This window comes from Paenibacillus xylaniclasticus (assembly GCF_004001065.1).
GTDB classification, from domain to species: domain Bacteria; phylum Bacillota; class Bacilli; order Paenibacillales; family Paenibacillaceae; genus Paenibacillus_T; species Paenibacillus_T xylaniclasticus.
Genome location: NZ_BIML01000001.1, coordinates 66,758 through 90,943 on the forward strand (window position 1 = coordinate 66,758; position 24,186 = coordinate 90,943).

Annotated in this window: 26 protein-coding genes and 1 pseudogene; 21 read left to right on the top strand and 6 right to left on the bottom strand. The window is 45.2% G+C overall.

The genetic code is table 11. The annotated features are described in order from the left end of the window. Positions 1-43 precede the first annotated feature (43 nt). The 4 genes from PXY01_RS00270 (at position 44) to PXY01_RS00285 (ending at position 5,599) form a co-directional block, all read left to right on the top strand. Positions 44-1,786 carry an ABC transporter ATP-binding protein gene (locus PXY01_RS00270; protein ID WP_164744248.1) on the top strand — a complete coding sequence of 581 codons (1,743 nt, stop codon included), beginning with the start codon at positions 44-46 and terminating at the stop codon, positions 1,784-1,786. Then, complete coding sequence (locus PXY01_RS00275) at positions 1,783-3,555, top strand: ABC transporter ATP-binding protein (RefSeq protein WP_127566098.1); 1,773 nt, start codon at positions 1,783-1,785, stop codon at positions 3,553-3,555. Before PXY01_RS00270 ends, PXY01_RS00275 begins: the two co-directional genes overlap by 4 nt. 155 nt (positions 3,556-3,710) lie before the next feature. Further along, a complete protein-coding gene (gene hisB, locus PXY01_RS00280) occupies positions 3,711-4,298 on the top strand; it encodes an imidazoleglycerol-phosphate dehydratase HisB (protein WP_127566100.1) in 588 nt (195 codons plus the stop codon). A gap of 305 nt (positions 4,299-4,603) precedes the next feature. Then, on the top strand, positions 4,604-5,599 hold the full coding sequence (locus tag PXY01_RS00285) for a Gfo/Idh/MocA family protein (RefSeq protein WP_127566102.1): 996 nt from the start codon (positions 4,604-4,606) through the stop codon (positions 5,597-5,599). Between the two features lie 66 nt (positions 5,600-5,665). Here the strand turns inward: PXY01_RS00285 and PXY01_RS00290 are convergent, their stop codons facing one another. Next, positions 5,666-6,376, bottom strand: coding sequence for a class I SAM-dependent methyltransferase (locus tag PXY01_RS00290; protein WP_127566104.1), 711 nt, complete (start codon positions 6,374-6,376; stop codon positions 5,666-5,668). A 145-nt stretch (positions 6,377-6,521) separates the two neighbouring features. On the opposite strand from PXY01_RS00290, the gene PXY01_RS00295 reads away from it, so the two are divergent. Both PXY01_RS00295 and PXY01_RS00300 read left to right on the top strand, forming a co-directional pair. Continuing rightward, the gene (locus tag PXY01_RS00295; RefSeq protein ID WP_127566106.1) at positions 6,522-6,872 is read left to right on the top strand and encodes an LSm family protein; all 351 of its coding nucleotides are present in this window, start codon (positions 6,522-6,524) and stop codon (positions 6,870-6,872) included. Between the two features lie 40 nt (positions 6,873-6,912). Then, the gene (locus PXY01_RS00300) at positions 6,913-7,413 is read left to right on the top strand and encodes a hypothetical protein (RefSeq protein WP_127566108.1); all 501 of its coding nucleotides are present in this window, start codon (positions 6,913-6,915) and stop codon (positions 7,411-7,413) included. A gap of 48 nt (positions 7,414-7,461) precedes the next feature. Here the strand turns inward: PXY01_RS00300 and PXY01_RS00305 are convergent, their stop codons facing one another. Beyond that, the gene (locus PXY01_RS00305; RefSeq protein ID WP_127566110.1) at positions 7,462-9,036 is read right to left on the bottom strand and encodes a leucine-rich repeat domain-containing protein; all 1,575 of its coding nucleotides are present in this window, start codon (positions 9,034-9,036) and stop codon (positions 7,462-7,464) included. Between the two features lie 98 nt (positions 9,037-9,134). Here PXY01_RS00305 and PXY01_RS00310 point away from each other — a divergent pair, with 98 nt between their 5' ends. Then, the gene (locus tag PXY01_RS00310; protein ID WP_127566112.1) at positions 9,135-9,719 is read left to right on the top strand and encodes a D-glycero-alpha-D-manno-heptose-1,7-bisphosphate 7-phosphatase; all 585 of its coding nucleotides are present in this window, start codon (positions 9,135-9,137) and stop codon (positions 9,717-9,719) included. 95 nt (positions 9,720-9,814) lie between these two features. Here the strand turns inward: PXY01_RS00310 and PXY01_RS00315 are convergent, their stop codons facing one another. Continuing rightward, entirely contained in the window at positions 9,815-10,387 is a 573-nt protein-coding gene (locus PXY01_RS00315) for a hydrolase (protein ID WP_246027744.1), read from the bottom strand. 125 nt (positions 10,388-10,512) lie between these two features. On the opposite strand from PXY01_RS00315, the gene PXY01_RS00320 reads away from it, so the two are divergent. The 11 genes from PXY01_RS00320 to PXY01_RS00370 all read left to right on the top strand — a co-directional run bounded on the left by PXY01_RS00320 (position 10,513) and on the right by PXY01_RS00370 (position 19,970). Then, positions 10,513-11,406: a TetR/AcrR family transcriptional regulator gene (locus PXY01_RS00320; protein ID WP_127566116.1), complete on the top strand. Its 894-nt coding sequence runs from the start codon at positions 10,513-10,515 to the stop codon at positions 11,404-11,406. A gap of 165 nt (positions 11,407-11,571) precedes the next feature. Continuing rightward, the gene (locus tag PXY01_RS00325) at positions 11,572-12,000 is read left to right on the top strand and encodes a MarR family winged helix-turn-helix transcriptional regulator (protein WP_127566118.1); all 429 of its coding nucleotides are present in this window, start codon (positions 11,572-11,574) and stop codon (positions 11,998-12,000) included. A gap of 9 nt (positions 12,001-12,009) precedes the next feature. Beyond that, positions 12,010-12,567: an NADPH-dependent FMN reductase gene (locus PXY01_RS00330; protein WP_127566120.1), complete on the top strand. Its 558-nt coding sequence runs from the start codon at positions 12,010-12,012 to the stop codon at positions 12,565-12,567. Between the two features lie 652 nt (positions 12,568-13,219). Further along, complete coding sequence (locus PXY01_RS00335) at positions 13,220-13,981, top strand: prolipoprotein diacylglyceryl transferase (protein ID WP_127566122.1); 762 nt, start codon at positions 13,220-13,222, stop codon at positions 13,979-13,981. Positions 13,982-13,983: 2 nt separating this feature from the next. After that, positions 13,984-15,423 (top strand): radical SAM protein, encoded by a 1,440-nt coding sequence (locus PXY01_RS00340; RefSeq protein WP_127566124.1) that lies wholly within the window; start codon positions 13,984-13,986, stop codon positions 15,421-15,423. Then, entirely contained in the window at positions 15,407-15,709 is a 303-nt protein-coding gene (locus PXY01_RS00345; protein WP_127566126.1) for a hypothetical protein, read from the top strand. The genes PXY01_RS00340 and PXY01_RS00345 overlap by 17 nt, the downstream gene beginning before the upstream one ends. Before the next feature lie 223 nt (positions 15,710-15,932). Beyond that, positions 15,933-17,309 carry a right-handed parallel beta-helix repeat-containing protein gene (locus PXY01_RS00350; RefSeq protein WP_164744249.1) on the top strand — a complete coding sequence of 459 codons (1,377 nt, stop codon included), beginning with the start codon at positions 15,933-15,935 and terminating at the stop codon, positions 17,307-17,309. Next, positions 17,306-17,887 carry a nitrous oxide reductase accessory protein NosL gene (locus PXY01_RS00355; RefSeq protein WP_127566130.1) on the top strand — a complete coding sequence of 194 codons (582 nt, stop codon included), beginning with the start codon at positions 17,306-17,308 and terminating at the stop codon, positions 17,885-17,887. Before PXY01_RS00350 ends, PXY01_RS00355 begins: the two co-directional genes overlap by 4 nt. Continuing rightward, entirely contained in the window at positions 17,887-18,708 is an 822-nt protein-coding gene (locus PXY01_RS00360; protein WP_127566132.1) for an ABC transporter permease, read from the top strand. Before PXY01_RS00355 ends, PXY01_RS00360 begins: the two co-directional genes overlap by 1 nt. After that, a complete protein-coding gene (locus PXY01_RS00365) occupies positions 18,701-19,423 on the top strand; it encodes an ABC transporter ATP-binding protein (protein ID WP_127566134.1) in 723 nt (240 codons plus the stop codon). The genes PXY01_RS00360 and PXY01_RS00365 overlap by 8 nt, the downstream gene beginning before the upstream one ends. A gap of 40 nt (positions 19,424-19,463) precedes the next feature. Further along, complete coding sequence (locus PXY01_RS00370; protein ID WP_164744250.1) at positions 19,464-19,970, top strand: redoxin domain-containing protein; 507 nt, start codon at positions 19,464-19,466, stop codon at positions 19,968-19,970. Between the two features lie 97 nt (positions 19,971-20,067). Here the strand turns inward: PXY01_RS00370 and PXY01_RS00375 are convergent, their stop codons facing one another. Then, the gene (locus tag PXY01_RS00375) at positions 20,068-20,520 is read right to left on the bottom strand and encodes an aegerolysin family protein (RefSeq protein WP_164744251.1); all 453 of its coding nucleotides are present in this window, start codon (positions 20,518-20,520) and stop codon (positions 20,068-20,070) included. Positions 20,521-21,030: 510 nt separating this feature from the next. On the opposite strand from PXY01_RS00375, the gene PXY01_RS00385 reads away from it, so the two are divergent. The 3 genes from PXY01_RS00385 to PXY01_RS00395 all read left to right on the top strand — a co-directional run bounded on the left by PXY01_RS00385 (position 21,031) and on the right by PXY01_RS00395 (position 23,441). Further along, positions 21,031-21,726 (top strand): aminoglycoside phosphotransferase family protein, encoded by a 696-nt coding sequence (locus PXY01_RS00385; protein WP_127566140.1) that lies wholly within the window; start codon positions 21,031-21,033, stop codon positions 21,724-21,726. A gap of 20 nt (positions 21,727-21,746) precedes the next feature. Then, the gene (locus PXY01_RS00390; protein WP_127566142.1) at positions 21,747-22,541 is read left to right on the top strand and encodes an arsenite methyltransferase; all 795 of its coding nucleotides are present in this window, start codon (positions 21,747-21,749) and stop codon (positions 22,539-22,541) included. Between the two features lie 450 nt (positions 22,542-22,991). Next, positions 22,992-23,441, top strand: a complete 450-nt coding sequence (locus PXY01_RS00395; RefSeq protein ID WP_127566144.1) for a hypothetical protein — start codon at positions 22,992-22,994, stop codon at positions 23,439-23,441. Positions 23,442-23,551: 110 nt separating this feature from the next. Here the strand turns inward: PXY01_RS00395 and PXY01_RS23200 are convergent. Next, positions 23,552-23,688 (bottom strand): annotated as a pseudogene (locus tag PXY01_RS23200) (excinuclease ABC subunit A); the annotation flags it as partial. A gap of 46 nt (positions 23,689-23,734) precedes the next feature. Beyond that, positions 23,735-24,100 (bottom strand): VOC family protein, encoded by a 366-nt coding sequence (locus tag PXY01_RS00400; RefSeq protein ID WP_127566145.1) that lies wholly within the window; start codon positions 24,098-24,100, stop codon positions 23,735-23,737. Positions 24,101-24,186: the final 86 nt, after the last annotated feature.

A 24,186-nucleotide genomic window follows, 5' to 3' on the forward strand; every position in this document is an offset into this window, starting at 1 on the left:
AATGAATGGTTCATTCATAACAATCGCAAAAGGAGATGCTCTTATGAAAGCAAGCTTCAGTATGCCTGAAATGTCCAGTTCAACCCCAAGCACTTTACAGGTCATGCGGCGCTATCTGACAATCAATGCGAAACATTCCTCGATTCTCGTACTAACGATCTTTTTCTCGTTATTGACATCCGTCGTATTAGGTTTTATGACGCAATGTCTTCATGCCATCATAGATGATTACGGCGTGAGGGGCACCATCGTTAATAAGCAAACCGTCATGTTATTCATCTCTCTAATGTTATTAATTCCCTCGCAATATTTGCAGCAATTTCTTGGTATTAAATACAGCGAGCTATGCGACCGTACGATGCGCGATAAAACATTTACGATCGTCGCCAAAATCGACAAGCAAACTCTTGATAGCCACACGGTGGGTGACATCCTGTCACGTGCCAATAGCGATCTAAACCAAATTAACGGTTCCTTGCAAAATTATTTCTCCGTACGGCTGCCGCAGCAAATCATCGGCCTCGCGGCGCTATTCGTATCCCTCTATATAAACTGGCAATTAACGCTGTTCTCGCTTGCCATTGTGCCGGTAATCGCAATGCTGCAAGTAAAAATTTCCAGCCCATTAACCCGCTACGTGCAGCAATGGCAGCAAGCCGCCGGCGAATCGCTGTCTATTGCGAATAACTTGATGGGCGGTTATGAAATCGCTAAAGCGTACAATTTAGCCGAGCGTATACGTCACCGTTACGATGCAGCGGTGGATCAATCGGCAATAAATGGAATCAAGGCCAATCGAGCGACCCTATGGCTATCTCCACTAGGACAGGTTATGTTCTTCCTTCCTCAAATCATTATTTGCGGCTTTGGCGTATATTTGGCCAGCATTCATCAAATCAGTTCAGGGGGCGTTATGTCCGTCATTATATTAAGTGTGTTTATCGGAAATCCGATCGGGGACCTCTCATCCGTGCTTGCCAATTTCAAAACAGCGCGAGGTTGCGCTTCAAGGGTGTTCGAACTGTGGGATCTGCCGCTTGAATCGACGGGTGGACCCGTAACAGAGCCGGAAGGCGACGTTATCCTGTTCAATAACGTTGTGTTCTCCTATCCGAACAAGCAGCTCTTGTTAACAGGAATAACGTTCTCCGTCAAGCGTGGTGAACATATCGCACTTGTCGGAGCAAGCGGCTCGGGAAAGTCAACCGCAATAAAGCTGCTCATGGCGCTTTACCGCAAGCAGGGAGGCGATATATCTCTATTCGGCCATTCCATAGAAGCATGGTCAACGGATGCGCTTCGTGAACAAATCTCCTACGTTGGACAGGAAGCGTATCTGTTTGCCGGGAGCATATGGGACAACGTAGCGATTGGAAAGCAAGGAGCATCGAACTCGCAAATACAAGCCGCAATCGATGCCGCGCTGCTTAACGATATCGATTTGAATAGAGAAATTGGCGAACGCGGACTTCGTCTTTCCGGCGGACAGCGACAACGAGTCGCGATCGCCCGGGCAATGTTGAAGGACGCTCCTGTCCTCGTACTAGACGAGCCTACCTCCGCGCTAGATACACAAAGCGAAGCATTGGTGTCGGAAGCGCTACGGCGGCTTATGCAAGGACGCACCACAATCGTTATCGCACACCGGTTGTCTGCGCTGCGAAATGTCGATCGCATTGTATGCCTCGAAGAAGGACGAATTGCGGAGAGCGGTACACATGAACAACTGATGGCGTCTCAAGGCGTCTATTATCGACTCTACAAATCGCAGGAGGAGACCATATGAAATCAGCATTATATAACATCCGACACACCTTCAAAATGATGGCATGGTCATGGCGGTTTATTCGGTCGTGGCAAAAGCGATATTGGCTATGCTCCACACTTAGTGTTCTACAGAACGCATGGATGACGATCACCTCCGCCTACCTAATAGGACAGACGACAGCTCACGCCGCATCGGGTAACTTTGCAGCGATGCTCAATACAATCGCCATAGTTACTGTCATTATGATGATTGGCATTATGGTCATTACGTCGGTAAATTATTACACTTCACAAATCTATGTCCTGGGCCTGGCACAATTACGCAAAGCGTTGTTCGCCAAATTAACCGGGATGCCCGCAGCGGCAGCCAATCGCCATCTATCCGGTGATTTGACCAATCGGATGAGCATGGATGTAGAACATACAGCCTCGTTTTTCGGTCCCATGGTGACTGGTAATCGTAGTTTATTTGCCATCCCTGTCAGTATTCTGACCGCGATAGTGATTTGCATCGTAAAGCAGCCCACCATTGGCATCATGAATCTCATTTTTGTACTGATTAGCATCTATGCGAATCTGGCATGCATTCGACGAGAATATACATGGCATACGAAACGAGTGGGCATCCTGTCGACTTTAACGCAGCGAATGATCGACGTCATTTCAGGCAGCATCACCGTGCGTATGTTCGGACTTTCTTCGCATTTGCAAGAGCAATATCGGATAGACTCTGAAACAGCCTATTCCTATTCAATGCGCGGTGCTCACTATAACGCGATGCGTTCATCTTCGAGCTCTGCGATCCAATGGAGCGCGATTATGGTCACTCTTGTTGCAGGGAGCTTGTTCGTTCATATGGGCATGACCGATTTAGCAACGGTAGTGTTCATTGTGCTCCTCCAGTCGCAAATCAATAATGACGTGTTGTTGATGACTAACTCTTACCATCAGCTGCAATACGCAACGATTGCCGCAGCGCGCGTCAAGGAGATCCTCGATCATCCCGATGAACAGATGAGAGAAAATAAGGCTCTACCGAATCTAAACAGAGAGCATGCGATCGATATACGATGCGTCACGGTGTCGTATGATAATCAGCTTCCTGTCCTCAACAATATGTCCTTACAAGTAAAGAGCGGCGAGAAACTGGCTATTGTCGGCAGCAGCGGCGGAGGGAAGACGACACTGATTCGCTATTTGATGGAGCTTGCAGAAGCGGATCAAGGGGATGTTTATTTATTCGGGCAGCCTCGAGAGTGGTACTCACAGAAAGCGGTACGAGAGCTTATTGCCTATGTACCTCAAAACTGTTATCTATTTGACGGTACGATTCGAGATAATATTGCCTGGGGCCATTCCGAGGCAACAGATGAGATGATTATGCACGCCATTCGCGAAGCTGCTTTGGAGGAATTTATCCGGCAGTTGCCCAACGGTTGGGATATGCGTGTCGGGGATCAAGGCGCTCAATTATCGGGCGGTCAGAGACAGCGTATCGCTATTGCACGTGCAATTGTAAAGGACGCGCCCATATTGCTCTTAGATGAAGCAACATCTGCACTGGATGGTGAATCGGAGGAGCACGTGCAGCTAGCACTGGAGCGACTCATGGAGGGACGTACGACGATTGTAATTGCGCATCGTTTATCCACGATCCGCAACGCTGATCGTATTATCGTAATGGAGAATGGAGTAATTGTAGAAGAAGGTAACCATGACCAGCTGCTGATGCATTCCGGGAGATACGCACAGCTTTACCAACTGCAATTTTCTCAACATCCATATTGAATATATCTCCATACTAATTAACTAATTTTCATAAAACGATGCATATATAGAAAAAGTAGATTGATATAAATGGTAATTCGTATTATTCTTTGTGGGAAGAGATGGAAACGCAACAACAACGGCTTGCCGCAAAGTGCGGTAGAAGGGAGCTTACTATGGCAAGAGAAGCACTCATCAAAAGAACAACGAAAGAAACTGATATTACTCTTAAGCTTAATCTCGATGAATTCGGAGAAAGCAGCATTAATAGCGGAATCGGCTTTTTTGACCATATGCTCACGCTTTTTGCTTTCCGGGCGGGGATAACGCTGCATGTGGATTGCCAAGGCGACCTAGAGATTGATGGGCATCATACAGTAGAGGACATTGGAATATGTCTAGGTCAAGCTATCAAGAAGGCTTTAGGGGATAAAAGAGGAATCAACCGTTACGGCAGCTCGCGCATTCCGATGGATGAAAGCTTAGCAGTAGTGGATCTAAGCGTAGCGAATCGCTCTTTCTTAGTATTTAACGCAGAAATGCCGTCCCCACTGGTAGGGGGATATGAAACCGAACTTACCGAAGAGTTTTTTCACGCTGTAGCGAATAATGGCGGCATTACGATTCATATCAATTTGGAATATGGTAAAAACACCCATCATATTAATGAAGCGATTTTCGTTGCATTCGGCGATGCACTGAGGAAGGCAGTTCAAATCACAAGCGATAGAATTCCGTCTACGAAGGGCACGTTATCAGTCTAGGATACTTACAAATACGTAATTCGTATGAAAGCGGCTGTAAGGGCATGTCCGCCTACACTGCCGCTTTACTCATCTTTCGATGCATAATTGAAGAAAATACTACCACTTATATGTTTGGTTAATGTAAAATCAAAAACATATCATTAATGTAATTTTTATAGCCTCAACTGATAAGGAGACATCATGACTGCTGCCAAGATTCCTACATAGCAGATGGTTTTGGATTATATTAATTGCCCTAATACTAATCCTTAGGTTTTTCATTAATCCTAATTAAGAAGTTGAAAAATAAAGGAGAAATCGTCATGGCAGAACAACGCATCGTAAAATGGGGCATTATGGGGCCGGGAGGCATCTCCGACACCTTCGCTACAGAGCTGCCGTACGCGCCGGGCGCAGAGCTTGTCGCTGTCGCGGGACGCTCGCTCGACAAAGCGCAAGCGTTCGCAAAGAAATTCGGTATTCCTCGAGCATATGGCAGCTGTGAAGAGCTCGCTGCAGATCCGGATGTCGAAATCGTCTATATCGGCACGCTGCACCCGGTCCACAAAGAGAACGCGCTGACGCTGCTTCGCGGCGGCAAGTCTGTCCTCTGTGAGAAGCCGTTCACCATGAACGCTGCCGAGGCGAAAGAGCTTGCGGATCTGGCTAGCCATAAGTGCTTATTCTTGATGGAAGCCATGTGGACGCGGTACCTGCCAGCGATCGTGAAGGTTCGGGAGTGGCTGGACAGCGGTGTAATTGGCGATGTGCGCATCGTGAAAGCTGAATTCGGCTTCGATGCGGGCTGGAATCCCGAAGGCCGGTTGCTGAATAAAGAAAAGGGCGGCGGCACGCTGCTCGATGCTGGTATTTATCCGGTGTCGTTCGCGTCGATGGTTTACGGCGGTGAACAGCCATCCAAGATCGCGAGCTCTGCCCTGATCGGTGAGACTGGCGTAGATGAGCAGTACTCGCTTCTATTCGAATACGAGAACGGTCGTACTGCAAGCCTGCATGGCTCGGTTCGACTAGCGATGACCAACGAGGCCGTCATCTACGGCACAAAGGGGCGAATTGAAATTCCTCAGTTCCTGTTCGCTAAGTCTGCTGCACTGCATGTGAACGGAGAAGAGCCTGTCTTCTTCAAGCAAGACCTCGAACCGTCCGGCCACTTCTATCAGGCGATCGAAGCGATGGAATGCCTGCGCGCAGGTCGCAAGGAGAGCCCGATCATGACCGTCAATGAGACGGTTCGTATTATGGAGACGCTTGACCGAATCAGGGAGCAATGGGGACTTAAGTATCCAAGCGAAGCGTAATCGAATGAAATAAAAAAGTCGCGGAATCGCGGCTTTTTTGTTTCTTAATATATGCTACAACAGCATTCATTCTTTCCACGCCGTAATGACGATGCTGCCCATCACGTTGGAAAAGCTATCCATCAGGCGTTCATTTGTCATCATCATCGCAATGGCATCCGGCTTCGAGAATAGCTCATGATCCACGATTCGCAATGGATCGTTATCACTGGTCGGTTGATTCAAGGGTTGAAAAGGGGACGCTGAGTAATGATGAAACCTCGATTGGCTTAGAAGCTTCATCCACTCCTGAACCGTTCGCATATGATGGAGTCCGTAATAGGACTGGAGTTTTTTCTTCTGCTGTGTAGTTAATTTTTGGGCAAATGCCAACTCACGATCGTACAGCACCCCTGCCGGTTTCAGCACTCGCCAATATTCACGAATCGCAGCGCTACCTTGGGTAAAGGCTGTAACCGACTCTGTAAAAACAGAATCAAACGTTTCATCCGAAAAGGGCAGGGAAGTGACATCCGCCTGAACGATACGGACAGGAATTCTGCTCATGCTCGCACGCTGGATCGCTTTATGAATCATATGCCTGTTCCGGTCTATAGCGGTCACGTTACAGCCTAAACTGGCTAAATAACACGCAGTACGACCTGTTCCGCATCCAGCCTCCAGTATTTTGGTACCGCGAGGAAAACCAATTTGTTCAATTAATTGTTGAGTCGCCTGGAAGCCGCCAGGATGCGCGCTTCCTTCGCCGAGCCGTGCTAATAGTGTATGATAGTCCAACACCTTCTCACCTCTTCCGATATCCTATGCATAACTGCCGCAAGAAGAGCACATCTTGTGCCTTCCACAGACAATCGTACAGTCCGTATAGCAGACATTCTCATAATCTAACATATATTAGCTGCAGGTTAGGAGGGACGAAATATTGCAGGAAGTTTATCCAATATCCCATCAGACGGTCTACCCGTACATCGGACGAAGGGTGAGTGCGGTTACGTATGATGGAAGGCATTTTATCGGAACGATAAAAGCTGTAGATGACGGTAAGCTCATGCTGTCAGATTGTTGGGTTGACAATAAACCTTTATCGTTCGCATCCGCTCAGAGCGAGAAAGTTTCCACAAAGCAGATCCGCTCCATGCATACAGCCAGACTGTCGAGTTATTATGGTGGTTATGGCGGCTACGGTGGCTGGGATGGATACGGCGGAGGAGAATTCTTTTTTTCGTTTGCACTACTTGCTTCCCTTTTCATTTTGCCTTTCTTCTGTATTTGATTAAGGCTGGCGATTTTTAATAGCGAAGAGAGGGAATACGGTGGCACCCAAGAAAACTCCTATTAAAAAAGAAGCAGAGAAAAAAGGTATCACGGTCAAAAAAGCTAACCGGTATATCGGGCAGCCTGTGTGCGTGCTGCTGAACAACGGTGAGTGTTATGTAGGAACAGTTCAAGCGATTCATGACCATCAACTGCTCCTGTCCGAATCGAGAAGCTGTGGGAGAGTGAAGCCGTCGAATCGGTCCAAGTCACCTGAAGTCCAAGTATCGGGACTGCTGGATACGTTGATAGGAGGAATCGGCGCCCTCAATTCTTTGGGGACAATGGCAGCAAGCTTATTTAAACCGAACGTTTCCGGTCCGTCATTTGTGCCAGGTACGGGAGTTCAAAAACAAGAAGCTTCGGTAGGTCCGTTAGGGCCAGCAGGCGGGGGACAGGACGGCTTTTACGGTTCTTTCCAACAAATGCTGCCGACAATCCAATTCGGACTTAATATGGTGAAGTCGATTATGCCTTTAATGGGCATGTTCAAAATTTAATGCGAAAGCCCGCGATGTTCGCGGGCTTTCACTTATAATAAGACGAGCTTACAAGATATGCAGACTTTTCCCCTTATCCTCAAATGTCTGTTTAAACTGTTCGAGCATAGGGCCGGATTGTTCGTCACCGCTAACAAGAAGCAGCTTCAATGTAGGATGATCCTGCAATTGTCCAATAAACGTTAGATCGTTGAGCGGATTGTTGGATAATCCGACATCTTCGATGGCCGGAAGCTCCAGCAATGGCTGTAATGAAGTGATTTGATTGGATTCTGCGTCCAAGGTTTTAAGATTAGATGCCCCAGATAGCGGCTCGATAGAATCGATGTTGTTGCCAACGAGCGTTAACCATTCTAAATGGTTCAGTTGACGAAGCGGCTCGAGATCCTGAACTCTCGTATATCTAACATCCAAATGCTTCAAGCTTGATAACCCTTCAACGCCTGCTAACGATGTCAGTTCATTTCTCCAAATATATAGCTCTTTCAAATTCACTAACGTATGGAGAGAGGATATATCTTCAATTTGGGCTGGACCGATCGTTAGTTTATTCAGATTGATAAGGGTGTGCAGTGGACTGACATCCGAAATATTACTAGCGGTAATTGTCAGCTCTTTAAGCTGCGTCAAATGGCTAAGCGGAGTCACATCCGAGATGCTATTTCTCTCCGTAAAGGTTAACTTGTTCAGATTCTTCAGGCTGCTTAATGGAGCGACGTCTGATAAAGCTTCGTGTCCTGCAATCGATAGCTCCTTAAGCTGGGTTAAGCGGCTAATGCCATCCAGCTTCTGCACGGGTGCGTCGATCTCTAATGAGGTTAATTGACTTAATGAACTTAACCCGCTGAGATCGCTGCCGATAAAATTCACGGATAGTTTTTTGAGCGATTTGATCTTTCCTAACGGCGAGATATCTTTAGCATTGCTCTTAATGTCGAGGCTCTCTAAATGTTTAAGCTTGCTCAGCGGTTCTAACGAGCGAATATCTCCCTGAATCGTCAATGATTTCAAAGCTGTTAGCTGCTCAATTCCGCTAAGATCGCTTGGCTCATATACGACACGAGGCGGATCTAAATCGAGGATATCACTTTCCAGATGGGTTAGCTGCGCAACATCGCTTTGCAGAATGGGCAACTTGGAGTTCAGCTTGCCGATCGAAGACCTCACTAAACTTTCTAGTCTGGAGTCTTTAAACTGCAGGCCGTTAACGTCAATTCGCTGTTTCGCGTTACTCCAGAGCACTTCGGCTCCAGATACAGTACTTACAAATCTCAATGGAATAAGCGTTTTACCTTTCACAACGCGAGGCACCGTATCGATGACCACCTTGTTGCCGTTAACTACTGCGTTATTTTGATTCATCTTCATTTGAAGCTTTAAGCCTGATTTCGTTCCTGTAACCGTCTTGCTTCGTGCGTCCCATGTGAGCTTAATGCCAAGCGCTTCGAATAGCGAGCGCGCCTCGACAATCGTTCTTCCATTCTCCACAAACGGCGCTATGTTATAGGCGATTTGATTGCCTTCTACAAATATTGAAAGGTTGTGCTTGCTTTGTGCCGTCGCGTGAGTAGCAGGCAGAACAAGCAGGAAAGCAAGTATGAATGTTACAGCTTTTAATCTCATTACTCTAGCTCCTATCTATGGTGTATATATTATTCGACGTAAAATTCCACGTTAAGTTGCATGGTAGTTGTTGGTATTCACTAGAGCTGTAAACGTGTATGATTTCATCTAACGAGGGCGATGCTCAAAATAGAGAAAACAACGAAAACGGAGACACATTGATTATGAAAGCATTTATTCTCGACCGAGACGGAGTCATTAATGTTGGCGGCAGCATTAATAAGAAGGAAGAGTTCATCCTTATTGCAGGTGCAGCGGAGGCCATTAAGAAGCTAAACCAGCTCGGATATGAGGTGTTCGTTGCTTCTAACCAGGGAGGGGTCGGATTAGGTTACATGTCTAAATCAGCTTTAGCTAAACTTAATGAGTATATGCTGGAGCTCATTCGCGCCGAGGGTGGAGTAATTCGCGATACCCGCTACTGCATCCATAAACCACATGCTCGCTGCCGCTGCAGAAAACCAATGCCTGGCATGCTGAACGATCTCATTGAAGCCTATGGAATAGATCGATTATGTTCCTTCATGGTTGGTGATCGGGATACCGATATACAAGCGGGAAAAAGTGCCCGTCTTCAAACTATATTTATCGGTCAAGCAGCCCCCCGTGGAGCCAATCCTGATTATCAGTTCGAGAGCTTAGCGATTGCAGTTACAGAACTTCATCGAGCAGGGATCATTTGAGATGATCGAACCTTACTCGTTGATACAAGAAGACAGCCGATTTGTTGCTTGTTCGGCTGCCTTCGGAATGGGAAAGTCAGCTTCTATGTCGATGATCAGCTGTCTGATAGGGCAGAGATGATATCCTGCGTTGTCCGGTTACGCCCGATACGTGGAAAAATGAAATTTGTTACGTGTTCATGCCCGGCTTCGGTAAAGCCCGTCATCGCATCAATTGCCAATATGAGCTGATATCCGTGCATAAAAGCTTCCCGCGCAGTCGTATCGACGCCAAACTCGGTCGCGATGCCGCATAAGACGATCGTATCAATTCCCCGGCGGCGTAGCTGAAGATCGAGCTCTGTTCCATAAAAGGCACCCCATTGCTTCTTCGTAATGATATGATCGGTCTCGGCGACGCGCATTTCCGGGACGATTTGATCCCATCCCTCAGTCAGATTCAGGGGAGGTGCAGGAGAATCCAGCTTTGGACGAGGGAGATCCTTCATATCTTTACTCGATACTCGGACCAGTACAACCATCGAGCCCTGCTCACGGAAAGTTTCTGCCAGCGCAGCGGCGTTAGACACTACCTGTTCAGCGGAGTAAGGGGCGTATTGATTTCCGATCCATCGTTGAAGATCAATGACAACTAATGCTGTTCTGTTTGGGTCCCATAATCGTTCCATACTTTTTATTCTCCTCATCTCATCGATTTGACCATAAGTTCATTTTTTAAGACATACGGTCATTTGACTTCATGTTTATAATTTTGTACGATGATTCATAAATCGTCAAGGGTGGGCATTTTGTTATGAGTGTGTCTAGGGAAGAGGTATTAAAATCGGCGACGAAGCTATTTAAAGAGCAAGGGTTTCTTTCGACGACGATACAGGATATTGCCGAGGACTGCGGTATTGCCAAGGGGTCTGTATACAAATATTTTCCTTCCAAGGAGGACCTGTTCAGTGAGGTTTTTGATCAATGTCATAACGAATATTTTGACCAAGTAAATGAGCTGAAGCGATATCACGAACTTTCGCCAGAAGAGCAGTTCCTGCAGCAGATTATTCTACGATTCCGTTATTTTATGGAGTACAAGCATATTTTGGTCGAATTCACAGAGCTCCCGATCCAACAGGACCCCAAGTTCCAACCGTTGAGACATAAGGTAAGAGGGCGGCTCATCCGATGGCATAAGGAGTGCTTAATACAGGTTTATGGCGAAGGAATTTATCCGTTCCTGTGGGATCTAGTTTCCATCTATCGTGCGATTCTGAAGGAGTATTTATTTTGGATCATATATGAAGAAAAGACCTTATCGCTCGAGGAAACGGCAAAGTTCATTTTGGACAAGCTCAATGTGCTCGTTAAGCATATGACGGTCTCCAACGTGAAGCCTTTGCTGAAGCAAGCTTCATTCGAGAGGTATTTAAGCTGGGGGCTTGAGGACCGCCATGGGGACAAAGAGCAGCTGCTTACCGAGATGCTCCAGGAGATCGATTCGGCCATAAATGTTCTTCCATCCGGCGCCAAGCATCGATCCGAGCTGAAAGAAATCGTACAATTTATCCAGAACGAGGTTCGCAAGACAGAACCGAATTTCCCATTACTACAGGCTTCACTCTACTATTTAGAGAAAGAGAAGGAGCTTAAAAGTCAGGTCATCCAGCTGAGGAATATTATTGATTCAAGCAGGGGGAAATAGTAGAGTGTATAAAACTATTAGTAATAAAAAGCATTGACATAAAGACTAGCTAGAACTAAAATTTAGTACTAGCTAGTACAAAAGAATGGAAGACAGTTCAATGTACCTCCACAAAGTTAAAGTAACATATGCATGGTGACTTAATTACAGGGGTATGCTATTCATATGAAGCAGGATTTTACCAATGTACTTGAGATTATGAAGTTATATCGATTAAGTCATCGGAGAGTACATCTAGAGCTAAGTTCTACTTTAAGTAAAGCTGGACTTACACCTTTGCAGTTCAATATTCTAGAACTCCTTTATGAACAAGGCGAGCTAACCATTAGTCAGCTGATGAATCAACTATGTGCAACAAAAGGTAATATGACGGTCGTAATAAAAAACATGGTTGATAAGGAATGGATTTATCGACTTCCTTCTGAGTCGGATAAACGAAGCAGTATTATTGGATTACTTCCCGAGGGAAGAAAGAAGACAGAAAGCTATTTACCCATTCATCACGAAACGATTCGGAAAATGTACGAGTCGTTCTCGAATGAAGAATTGATGATGTTTGGAGATTTACTCCACAAAATAAATGAAAGAAAGTAGGAATATGTGATGGCCAAAAATATCGCTTTTGTTAACGGATCCTTGCGCAAAGGATCATTTAATCAAAACATTGTAGAGTATGTGAAATCTAAACTTGAAGCGAAAGGATATTCAGTAACTCAACTGAATTTTTCGAATCTACCGCTGTTTAATCAGGATATCGAATTTCCAGCACCTGAATCTGTTGCCGCTATTCGCGAAGAACTGAAAAAAGCAGATGCTCTATGGATTGTAACGCCAGAGTATAATGGTAGTGTTCCTGGACCTTTGAAAAATATGCTGGATTGGATTTCTCGTCCTGTTGAAATTGGAGTATTCGGTGCGCCAGATTTTGTGAAAGGTAAATTGGTTGCAATCAGTGGTGCAGCAGGAAGCTCGAAAGCGGCATACGTTATGGAAGAATTAAAAGGTCTTCTTGGACGTATGGCCATGAACCCATTAGAACAGCTGGCTGGTATTGCATTGACAATGGAGGCTTTCCAAACAGGAAAATTCACTTTGTCAGATGCGGATAAAGAGCTGTTGGATACGCAAATTGAGAAGTTCTTGGAAGCACTCAATTCCTAATAAAAATTGAGATAAGAACATTGAACAGTTGCCACATAACTGTTCAATGTTCTTTTTTTGTTTTACTTAGTTGAATCGTGCAAATGTCGTCGAGAACAGATTTGAAAGAGTATGAGGCTTAGACGATCTTAATTTTCTATAAAAAATTGGGGAACTTGATAGATTTTATGGATCTATTTAGATATTATTCAAGTAAACGTCAGCGCTCCACTGGCGGCGATATAGCTTACCGATATGATAGGCATGATGATTGGTCTCATCGGTTGCTTCTTCGGTTTTAATATAGAATCAAAAAAGTGAGGACTTTAATTTGAACAAAGTGGGGTTAGTTTTAGGCGGAGACGAGGTTCGAGGTCTAATACCTCTGAACGCAATCACAGTTGTCTTCATTTAGCGGACATGATTGTGCGACCAGATGTAGGCCAGTATGCAGCCTTTGATTTTACCAAATCGATGGAATGTATTACTGCGGGTGAACAGGCCAAGGATGCACGAGTATCAGAATTGATACAGCTGCTAACTTAAATGATCAGTCGTCATAGGTTCCAATACTGCGTCATACATAGACTTCGTGCCACTTTCCCCAAAAGACAAGCAACAAATTAAAATCGCGTTACTGCGGCTTTATAATAATACGGAACTGGTGACCGCTATGACTTTCCCTATATGGATCGATCTTGGTTTTATAAAGCTCCACCCGCATGCGGTATTCGAGACACTTGCATATTTTATCGGATTTCGTGTGTACTTGTACACCCGAAGCAAGGACAAGCTCCCGATTATACAAGGGATGTGGATCATCGTCGGAGCTATTCTTGGGGCTGCCATCGGTTCTAAAGTGCTGTATTGGCTTGAGGACCCCTTGCAGACGATTGAGAACTGGCACAGCTACTCCTACTTAATGGAGGGCAAGACGATAGTCGGCGGTTTGTTAGGCGGGCTGATCGGTGTAGAGTGGACTAAGAAGCGCATCGGCGTTACACGCTCCACCGGCGATGACATGGCTGTACCGATTATCATCGGCATGATAATCGGCCGCATCGGCTGCTTTATGACCGGGCTAGATGACCATACCTATGGCACATCAACTGCTTGGATAACAGGTATTGATTTTGGCGATGGCATTCGCAGGCATCCGACACAGCTTTATGAAATTGCTTTCTTACTTGTGCTTGGCGGGATGCTCCTAAGATGGAAGAGAAGAGCTGTATTACCTGACGGAGCAATCTTCCAGCTGTTGATGACAGGGTATCTCACGTTTCGTTTCGCTACTGATTTTATTAAGCCGACACCTCATCCTTATTTCGGACTTAATAATATACAGCTTGCCTGTATCGCAGGACTAATTTATTATTCGACATTAATCTATAAGTGGCAGGGGAAACCGAAGCATACACATCCAAAGGAGCTGTAACGATGGCGACGAAAAATAGACCGTATATTTTCTACGAGCTTACGAACAGCATCTGTTCAAAATGTTTGCGCAAGGTTGAAGCGAAAGTCATCATTGAGGACAATCAAGTATTCTTGCTCAAGTATTGCGGACAGCACGGGCGGGAGAAGGTGCTCATCGCAAGCGATGCTGATTATTATAAGAAATGCCGCGAATTTCTAAAGCCTGCGGAAATGCCGGAGCAGTGGAACACACCGATCCGCTACGGCTGTCCATACGATTGCGGTCTTTGTCCAGATCATGAGCAGCACAGCTGTCTGACACTTGTTGAAGTTACGGAACGCTGTAATCTGCAATGTCCGATTTGCTATGCGGAATCCTCACCGTATAACGGTGCGTGGCGCTCGTTAGAACAGATCGAGGCCATGCTTGATGCTATTGTCCGCAATGAGGGTGAACCTGACGTTGTACAAATTAGCGGGGGAGAACCTACCATTCATCCACAGTTCTTTGAAATATTGGACATCGCCAAAAGCAAGCCGATCAAGCATATTATGGTGAATACTAACGGCCTCCGTATAGCTCAGGACCGCGGCTTTGCCGAGCGGTTAGCGAAATATATGCCTGGCTTTGAAATTTACCTGCAGTTCGACAGCTTCCAAGAGGAGGCGCTGCTACAGCTTCGCGGTGTTGATTTGCGCGATGTCCGCCGCCGTGCGCTAGAGCATTTGAATAAATTCAATATTTCGACCACGCTGGTCGTTACGCTCAAGAAAGGGCTGAACGATCATGAAATCGGCGACATCATTCAGTTCGGCCTTAAACAGCCTGCCGTACGCGGTGTAACCTTTCAGCCGATCCAAGCGGCAGGTCGATTGGAAGAGTACGATCCGGCAGTAGATCGTCTAACTCTAAGTGAAGTGAGACAGGGGATTATTGATCAATCCGGTATTTTCAGCGCGGAGGATATTATTCCGGTACCATGCCATCCAGATTGTTTGGCGATGGGTTACGCCTTGAAGCTAGACGGGGAAGTGCTGCCGCTTACCGGACTAATAGATCCCCAAATTTTACTAGAGGGCGGCCGCAATACGATCGTATTTGAGCAGGATCAGACGCTAAAATCGAAGATATTCGAGCTATTCTCAACAGCTCATTCACCTGTCTCTTCGGCACTCTCGTTGAAAAGTCTGCTTTGCTGCTTGCCAATGGTCGCTGTACCTGATCGGATTAACTACGACAATGTGTTTCGTGTCATCATTATGCAATTTCTAGATCCATACAATTTCGATGTACGCTCCGTCAAAAAATCGTGCGTACATATCGTACACCCCGATGGACGAATCATTCCCTTCGACACGTATAACATGTTCTATCGTGGAGACCAGGAGAAGAAGTTAGCGAAGCTCCGAGATGAATTTGATATGCGCCCGGGAGGTAAAGTCAATGACTGGAATGAATGATGAGGAGAATAAAAATAAGAAAGTTATCCGACAAAGTCATTCCGACCATATCAAGCAGGTGTTGCTCGGAATCGGGCTATTGGCCGCTTTGCATTCGTTACTTTTTCTAATTCCTACAGCATTCTTTTTTATCAGCTTTGCACAAATCTTGTACCTGGTTCCCGCAATCTTAATTTTTAATAAAAAAAGCGGTATTGTGCAGGGACTGCTGATCGGTGCGGGGATTACGTTTCTATTGAACGTAGCCTGCTTCGGTCTCTTCGCTAGCGGCTATATTCGTCTTTAGATACATACGCCGGTCATTTTATATGGTTACTGTTAGAAAATTTCGAAAAAATGTCGCAATAAGCGGCATTTTTTTTATTTTTTATGATACGAGTCTTACAAGAAGTCATAAATCGTTCAAATAAGAAGGCCTGCTATAGCACTTTCGAGTCATTTAGGTTGAGCCATAACAGGATACAATAATAAAACAATTTCAAAGCGAGGATGACCACATGAGAAGGATCATGCGATTAAGATGGGCAATATGCGGCTGCTCGATTGCGTTGCTAGCTGGATTCTCTAGCAGTACTTCCGGGCAATCAGTGGACCCATCTGGCAAATTAGCGAGCCCTCCGTTGTATGCCACAGCATCACAAGCCAGCAGCGACAAGATACAACAGCTTATTGACGAGGCCAATGAGGGGGACACCATCGTCATTGCACCAGGTGAATATGTCGGTAAGATTGAGGTGAATAAAAGAATTACACTGCGCGGAGATCCAGGTGCGAAACTCATCCATGACGATGCAAGTCCAGCTGTACGAATTACGGCAGAGGGCGTACGCTTATCCGGACTTACGATCGAACAAAGGTCACTGGAGGAATCAGCTGCAGTCGAGTTGGCCGCTTCGAGGGTTACATTAGATCACTTAGACGTTATCACCCATACGTTCGGCATACGGTTGCGAGAATCAGACCATAATCAGATTCTCGATAATAAAATCACGTGGTTAACCGATGCTGATACAAAGAAGGTGAAAACGTCCATCAAACGCAACGGGATAGACCTGTTCGATTCACATTATAATGACATACGTGCAAACCAGATCTCCTCGATGAGTGACGGGATCTATATGGAGAGCAGTCATCACAATACCGTATCGGACAATAAGATCGAGCATTCTCGCTATGGCATTCATTGCATGTATACGGAAGGGACGATCGTTCGAAGCAATATCGGCACGTATAATGTGACGGGTGCAATGATCATGGGGGTAATGGATGCAGTTGTGGAGAACAATTCGTTCACGAAACAAAGTGAGAATGTGAACTCACAAGGTCTTCTGTTATTTGATGTTCATTCGTCGAGAATATCCGGGAACAACGTAGAAGGTAACCGCGTTGGCTTCTATATTGAAGAATCGAGCGATAACAGCATACGAGACAATCGGATAACTCGCAATTTTGTTGGCGTGCAATTGCTCGAATCGAAGGAGAACGAATTAACAGGGAACGATTTTATCGCCAATGTTATTAACGCCGAAGCGATTAGCAGCACGAACAATCGTTTGTCAGGAAACTTCTGGGATACCTTTGATGGCATCGACACAGACGGCGACGGACATAGCAATATAGCTTATGCGATTAATCCGTTCTTCCAGCAGATGACTTCCCGTACGCCGCCATTCCAGTTGTTCTTCCAATCGCCAGGTATGCTGTTCCTCGAGGAACTAATGGAGACTGGCAAATCAACATGGACGACAGATAAGGCTCCTCTCATGAAGCCTTCGGGAACCGTCGCAGATTCCCATCGTGTAAATTACAATTCAGTCATTGCAAGTCTGCTTATGCTGGCTATAAGCCTACTAACTATATACAATGCGGGGGTTAAACGAACATGAAAAAAACTTGGAAATCGATGCTCGTTATTCAATGCTTATTGATCGCTCTACTCTTAATGACGGGCTGCGGAGAGTCTAAATACAAAGCGGTTGCCATTAATGAAGAGACGGACAAATGTGACAATTGCAACATGCAGGTCAAAGATGATGCATTTGCGACTCAGCTTACGACCAAGGAAGGCAAAACGTATGTGTTCGACGATATCGGCTGTATGAACGAATGGTTAACCAAGCATTCCGACGAGAAGATCGGCGCTTCCTTTGTCCGTGATTACAACAATAGCGAGTGGATCAAGTACGAGGACGCTTACTATGCTTATGACCCTTCGTTCCGTTCACCAATGGCTTATGGAATCCTTTCTTTCAAGGATAAGGAGTCTGCAGAGCAGTTCGTGAAATCGCAGAACAAAGGCATCGTGATGACAAGTGAAGAGCTAGCGAATCATTCATGGGCTCGGAATACCGAGATGATGCACGGGATGATGGAGATGGGACAAGAGCACGACGAGCAGGCGCATTCAGAATCGGCTGCAACGATGCACATGGACAAATCCGATGAAGGCAAGGTTCACAATTAATGCACGACTTTAGAACAATTGCCGCGCGTGAAATAAGAATGGGATTCCGTAACGTTTGGGCTTATTCGTTCATGGCTCTCTTTACGGTATTCACGATCATATTACTGCTCATTAACGCCCGCAATGCGGTCGAAGGCTATTCCGGCGCAACGAGCTCGATGCTTAATTTGATTCTATATCTCGTTCCGCTTATGTCGCTGCTCCTTGGCGCTTTCTCCTTAACAGCTGAGAAAGAGGAGGGGAGCTGGCAGCTGCTTTGGGCTTATCCGTTAGGGACGCTCTCCTACATACTCGGAAAGTATGCAGGGCTGTCATTAGTACTGTGGACGATTATGTTTTTCGGCTATGGGCTTTCGGGTTTATTAGGCGCAGTTGCGGGCAGTATGTTTGCCTTCCATGATTTTATGTTGTTCGTCATCTTCTCCATGGGATTATCCTTCTTATTCTTAGCGATAGCTTTGTTGATTGGAACATTCGCGCGCAATCGGTGGCAAGCATTAACGATCTGTGTAGCTGTCTGGTTCTTCGCCATCATTGGATGGCCATCCGTGCTGTTGGCCGTGCTCGGGATGCTCCCGTTCATGTACGTAAAACCATTGCTGGTCATCCTTACTTTCTTGAACCCGGCTGAGCTTGTCCGATTGTTCGTTATCGTAAAGCTAGGGGGCGGCTCCATTCTAGGCCCCGAATATTACGAATGGGTCGGCTGGATCAGTAAGCCGACAGGGTCCGTATGGTTTGCGTGTATCGTTTTATGTTGGGCGACAGCTGCTTCGGCAGTATCATATATCATCTGGGAGAGAAGGCGTTCGCATGGATAAACCAGTCTTATACGTCGATCATGTTCAGAAGACGATTAAGAAGCAAGCGATCATTCATGGCATTAGCCTTCAAGCAGCCAGGGGGAGTACGATTGCTCTATGCGGCGGCAACGGCGCAGGCAAGAGTACGCTGCTGCGGATGATCGCTGGCATCTCACAGCCGACAAGCGGCTCTATTACAGTGGCTGGAGTGGAATGGAAGGAGAACCGGAAGCAGTATGCCAGACAGATCGGTTATATGCCGGATGACTATATGTTTAGTCAGGGCTTGTCAGCACAAGAAACTCTGACCTTCTGGTCTTCCCTTCGTAAAGTCGATCCAGCTAGTGTACAAGACTTGCTAAAGCTCGTCGGCCTAGCGGATGTACAACGCAAGCTAGTGACCTCCTTCTCCAAGGGGATGCGTCAAAGATTGTTATTCGCACAAGCGCTATTAGGGAAACCCCCTTTGCTTATTATGGATGAGCCTACGAATGGGCTGGACCCTTACTGGATGGATTCCTTTGTTGAGCTCGTCAATAAAGTCAAGGAAGAAGGACACACGGTCATTTTTTCAACCCATCAGATGCATGTAGCCGATGCTGTTGCCGATACGGTCATTTTTTTGAAAGAAGGCAAGGTTGCACGAAGCGGCACTATAGCCTCTTATCGTAAGGACGATGAAACATATGGACTACACAAAGCATTCCGAGAACTTTATGGCTATGAAGCTTAAGTCCATGATGCTTAAGCAGCGCGGCAGATCGGTGGGGCACATGAAACGATTGATACATGTTACGACGTGTATAGCTGCAGCCGTCACGTTAGTTACAGCCACTATATGGGTGCTATTTCAACAATCCAATCCGGAAAGACCGCTAATGGAGATAGGGAAAGAAGCACCTAACATTACGTTAACCACTCTTGAAGGAAGCACGGTTCGCTTGTCCGAATACCGCGGCAAGCCTGTCCTGCTCCAATTCTGGGGCTCATGGTGCACCTCTTGTGTGAACGAGATGCCTGTGATTGACCAATACTATAAGCAGGGCAAGGTAAATGTACTCGGAATAAATGTAGGACAGTCGCGCGGCACAGTAGCATCGTTTATACAATCACTTGGAGTATCCTATCCACAGTTTCTTGATCCTTCCGGCACAGCTGCAGAGGCCTATCGCGTAAAGGAGCTGCCGGTTACATTCTTGATCGATTCCAATCAAAAGCTGACTCGTATTATAACAGGCGAGTTAACGAATGTATCACAGTTAGAGTCGCGGAGTCGTTGAGATGAACGTTAGAGGCTGATCAAGTTCTTGTCATCATTAATGAGCAAGAACTTGATCCCATTCCCGACAAAATAGCGAAGCGTGTAGGGGAACTATTTTACCATCGTCTATAAGGCGGCTTGCTAACATCCCATATCCGAAGCAGTGCATCTCCAATAGCCGTTCCAGTATGTTTGCGCTCGCTAGGATAATTACGATAACCCGGATAAAAATCGAAGCGAAAAAAAGTGTCATCGCTTGTCACAAGGTCGGACTTGTTAAGATGATGGCCAAACGGGCAATCCCATATGTAAGTTGCAATCCAATTGTTATTAGAATCGAACAGCTCGAAGCTGCCTTGAGGTCCGGAAGGCGACCAGTCGCGACCGCAAGCGCAGAACCACATTTTAGTTCCTGCGTTAATTACCGTTCCTTCCATCTCCTCGACTGGAATCTCATCATCTTTATTACCGTACTTATAGAGCTTTCCCCATTCTACCTTCAAATTGCGGATCGTAACATCGGCATTGTAGTTGTCGATTAACAATTCCACATACAAACTATACGCCACTAACAAAACCTCCAATTATTTTTTAAATCAAGCTGAATAACAACAAAACTATATATTATTATCGGTGCCATACAGCGGTATTTTAAAGTACTGTAAAAAATGTGAAGAAAGAGAGGACAAAAGAGTGAAGCTGGATAAAATATCATTACTTCGTGGCGAACAACAGCGGTTTATTCCGCAAAAGATATTTTACCCGATCATTTACTTCTCGAAGTACAAAATATGTTCAGGGGAAAATTCTATATATTCCAACTTCAGTAGAAAGAAAAAAGTGGGAAAAAATACGGGTCACAGAGAGTTTCTACTTAAACAAAACAACGAGATTAGGGAATTATCCCACAAGGGAATGAGCCTAGATCAACTTTCAAGCTCATTTTGTCTCTCCTATGATAGTATAAAGAAAATTGTCTATAATACAAAGAAATAACAAACCAAGAGCTCGAGTATCTAACGCGAGCTCTTTTTATACCTTTTATGAATGATGCTGACGATAAGAGAAAGGAGAGGGGCATGAGTGATTCCATGAATCAATATGAACGTTTTCGCAGTTCCATTCCTCTACTAAGAAACATTGCAAAGCTTGAGCAAGTTCACAAGGGATACTCAAGTAATGATAAATACATCGTACATGATAGCAATGGTCATCCCCGATACATATTAAGAACCTACAGCATAGATCAGGATAAGTACAAGAAATTGGAATTCAATGGATTGAGGATGATGGAAAAGCATGATGTGAAATGCTCTAGACCTATTGAAATTGGTGTGCTACCTGAGCAAGACCTCGGTTACATGATCATCTCATTCATTGAAGGAAATGATGCATCAGCAGAATTATTACTTTTAACGGAAGAAGAGCAATACAACATCGGTATACAATCGGGAGTCGAATTAATAAAGATCCATCAGATTATCTGTCCTGATAACATGCAGTCTTGGGATGAAAGAATGGCCGCAAAGCATCATCGATACAGAATGGAATATTCCAAATGCGGAGTTGCAATAAATAACGAAGATAAGTTGTTATCCTTTATTGATAACAACTTATACTTAATGAAGGATAGGCCCAATATTTTCCAACATGATGATTACCATATTGGAAATCTTATCGTTAAGGACGGGAAGCTTTCAGGAATTATTGATTTCAACAGGTATGACTGGGGAGATCCATACTTGCAAATTACAACTAATATTAACCCATTTTAAGGGAAAAGGAGAGATTATTCATGAACCAAGAAAAGAATGATCAGATTCGTCAAAATGTACGCAGTCGTTATAAGGAAATCGCCTTGCAAGATTTAGAGCAGAGTTCTTGCTGCTCGCCAGCTTCAAGTTGCTGCGGAACGGCCGATGACGTTTCTTCGCAGTTGGGCTATTCAACCGAAGAATTAAATGCAGCTCCGGAAGGTGCAAATCTCGGCCTTGGTTGTGGTAACCCACAAGCCATTGCGGAGCTAAAGCCCGGAGAAGTCGTATTGGACCTCGGCAGCGGCGGCGGTTTCGATTGTTTTTTAGCGTCTCGGCAAGTAGGGGAAGCCGGCTATGTAATCGGGGTCGATATGACACCGGAAATGGTGAGCCGCGCGCGCAACAACGCCGTAAAAGGCGGTTTCACAAACACGGATTTTAGACTGGGAGAAATCGAGCATTTACCGGTTCCAGATCATACGGTGGATGTTATCATTTCCAACTGCGTCATTAATCTTTCGCCGGATAAACAGCAAGTTTTTAATGAATCGTTCCGCGTTCTGCGATCCGGTGGGCGTTTGGCCATTTCCGATGTTGTAACGACAGCAGAACTTCCGGCGGAAATAAAAAATGACCTGGATGTTCTATATACAGGCTGCATATCCGGCGCTTCGTCCGTTGACGAGTTGAAAGTGATGCTTTCACAAAGTGGATTTATGGATGTAGTGGTAGAGCCAAAGGAGGAATCTAGGGAGTTCATCAAAGATTGGGTTCCCGGATCGAAAGTGGAAGATTACATTGTATCTGCTGTGATTAAAGCAACTAAACCTTAATTAACTTATCGCAGACGGTCTGTATACAACATAAACATACATGTGAGAAGAAACAGTTGATCATGATTATCGGCTGTTTCTTTTTTTAGACGATAAATTGTTATCAAGTTCTTGTCAAAACCAAATGACATAAGCTTGAAAAATTACCGATGAATGGCAAGAACTTTATTACATTACTGAATAAATTCGAATTGCAAGATGCAGCGTCTGCAGCCAACAGAGTCACAAGTCGGGGTTTTTATGTCGGAGAAGGGACGGTAAGTGCGTCCGGAAAGGAAAGAGGATCTGCCATCATAAGCAACTGTAAAGTATGAGATGAAGAGTGCGGTGTCATAATTGATGAGAAAATCGATCGACTTTTTTGTCAAATTAATAGCCACATATACCTTTCATAGGAACATGCTTGTACATATCTTATCAATAAGTCTATAGAATAGGAGACGTGAAAGAATGCCCGCTAAACTTCTTGATTATAAAGTCAGCCAACCTAGCAATGGAGAGCCTGGCGGTGTACTGCCTGGTGGAGTCCAATTACCGTATGTGTTAGCCTCGTCAAATTCGATTATACTAGCTGATGTCGGCATATATCTTAGTAGCGGTCCACCCAATCGTATTGAATTAGGCATTACCGTCGGGCTTGGCCATCCACAAAACGATAAAATAGAGATGACGATCGAATTTCTTAGGGACGAGGGTGTAATTTGGATTGGGAGATATGAACTTCCAGGGGTTAACGACTTTGAAGTGAATGAGCTACATCTCATCACCACGATGGGCGCTGATTTCAACGCACCTGCGGGGTTTCATGTTTATAAATGTCGACTAACACCTATAACTTCGGGCATTGTGCGAATTGATGGACCCGTCACACTGAGCGGAACAGCGTATGCAATGACTTAACATAGAGAACAGTTGAATGTGGGTTTTATAGACATATGTACAAAATACGAGTTTTGTGAAAAAGTTATACATTAAAAAAGACTCCTCGTAAATTCAAACCTTCAAACCATCCGTCTTCCCTCTTCATATAAAATATCAAAGGCCAGGCTTGACTTCCCTGACCCGCTGACTCCTGTAAATACTACGAATTACCTTTTGGAATGTTCACATCAACATTCTTGAGATGGTGAACTCGTGCACCTCGTATTTAGATGTGGTTCATAGTAAACCTCCGGCTTGTGATTATTTCTCGACTACCCGATCTCGATAATCGTCAGAATATTGCCGTCAAGATCAAAAAAGTCAAATCGTTTCGGCTCACCTTCGCGATAACCGGTCATCCTGACTCCGCTTTCCTCCAGCTTAGCCCGTACTGCGTCCAAATCCCTAGCAGCAAAGTTAAAAGGGCAGTAATTCTGATTCACAATGTAATCCTTCACCTCGACAAGATGAAAGCCTACATTGTTGCCTACGTTTAAACCTGCAAATCTTTGATTCTCCCAACGAACTTCGAATCCAAATACTTCAGTATACCAGTCAATCGCTTTCCTTAAATCCCGCACTGGCAAAAAGACCGCATCAATTCGCTCGACCAATTTCTCTTTCTGAAGTTCTCTCATAGACTTCCCACCTCATTGTCAAATTTATAGATTATGATGTTGGCTTCGATATTATGGATGCCAGTCATATAAAAAAGCTAACAAAA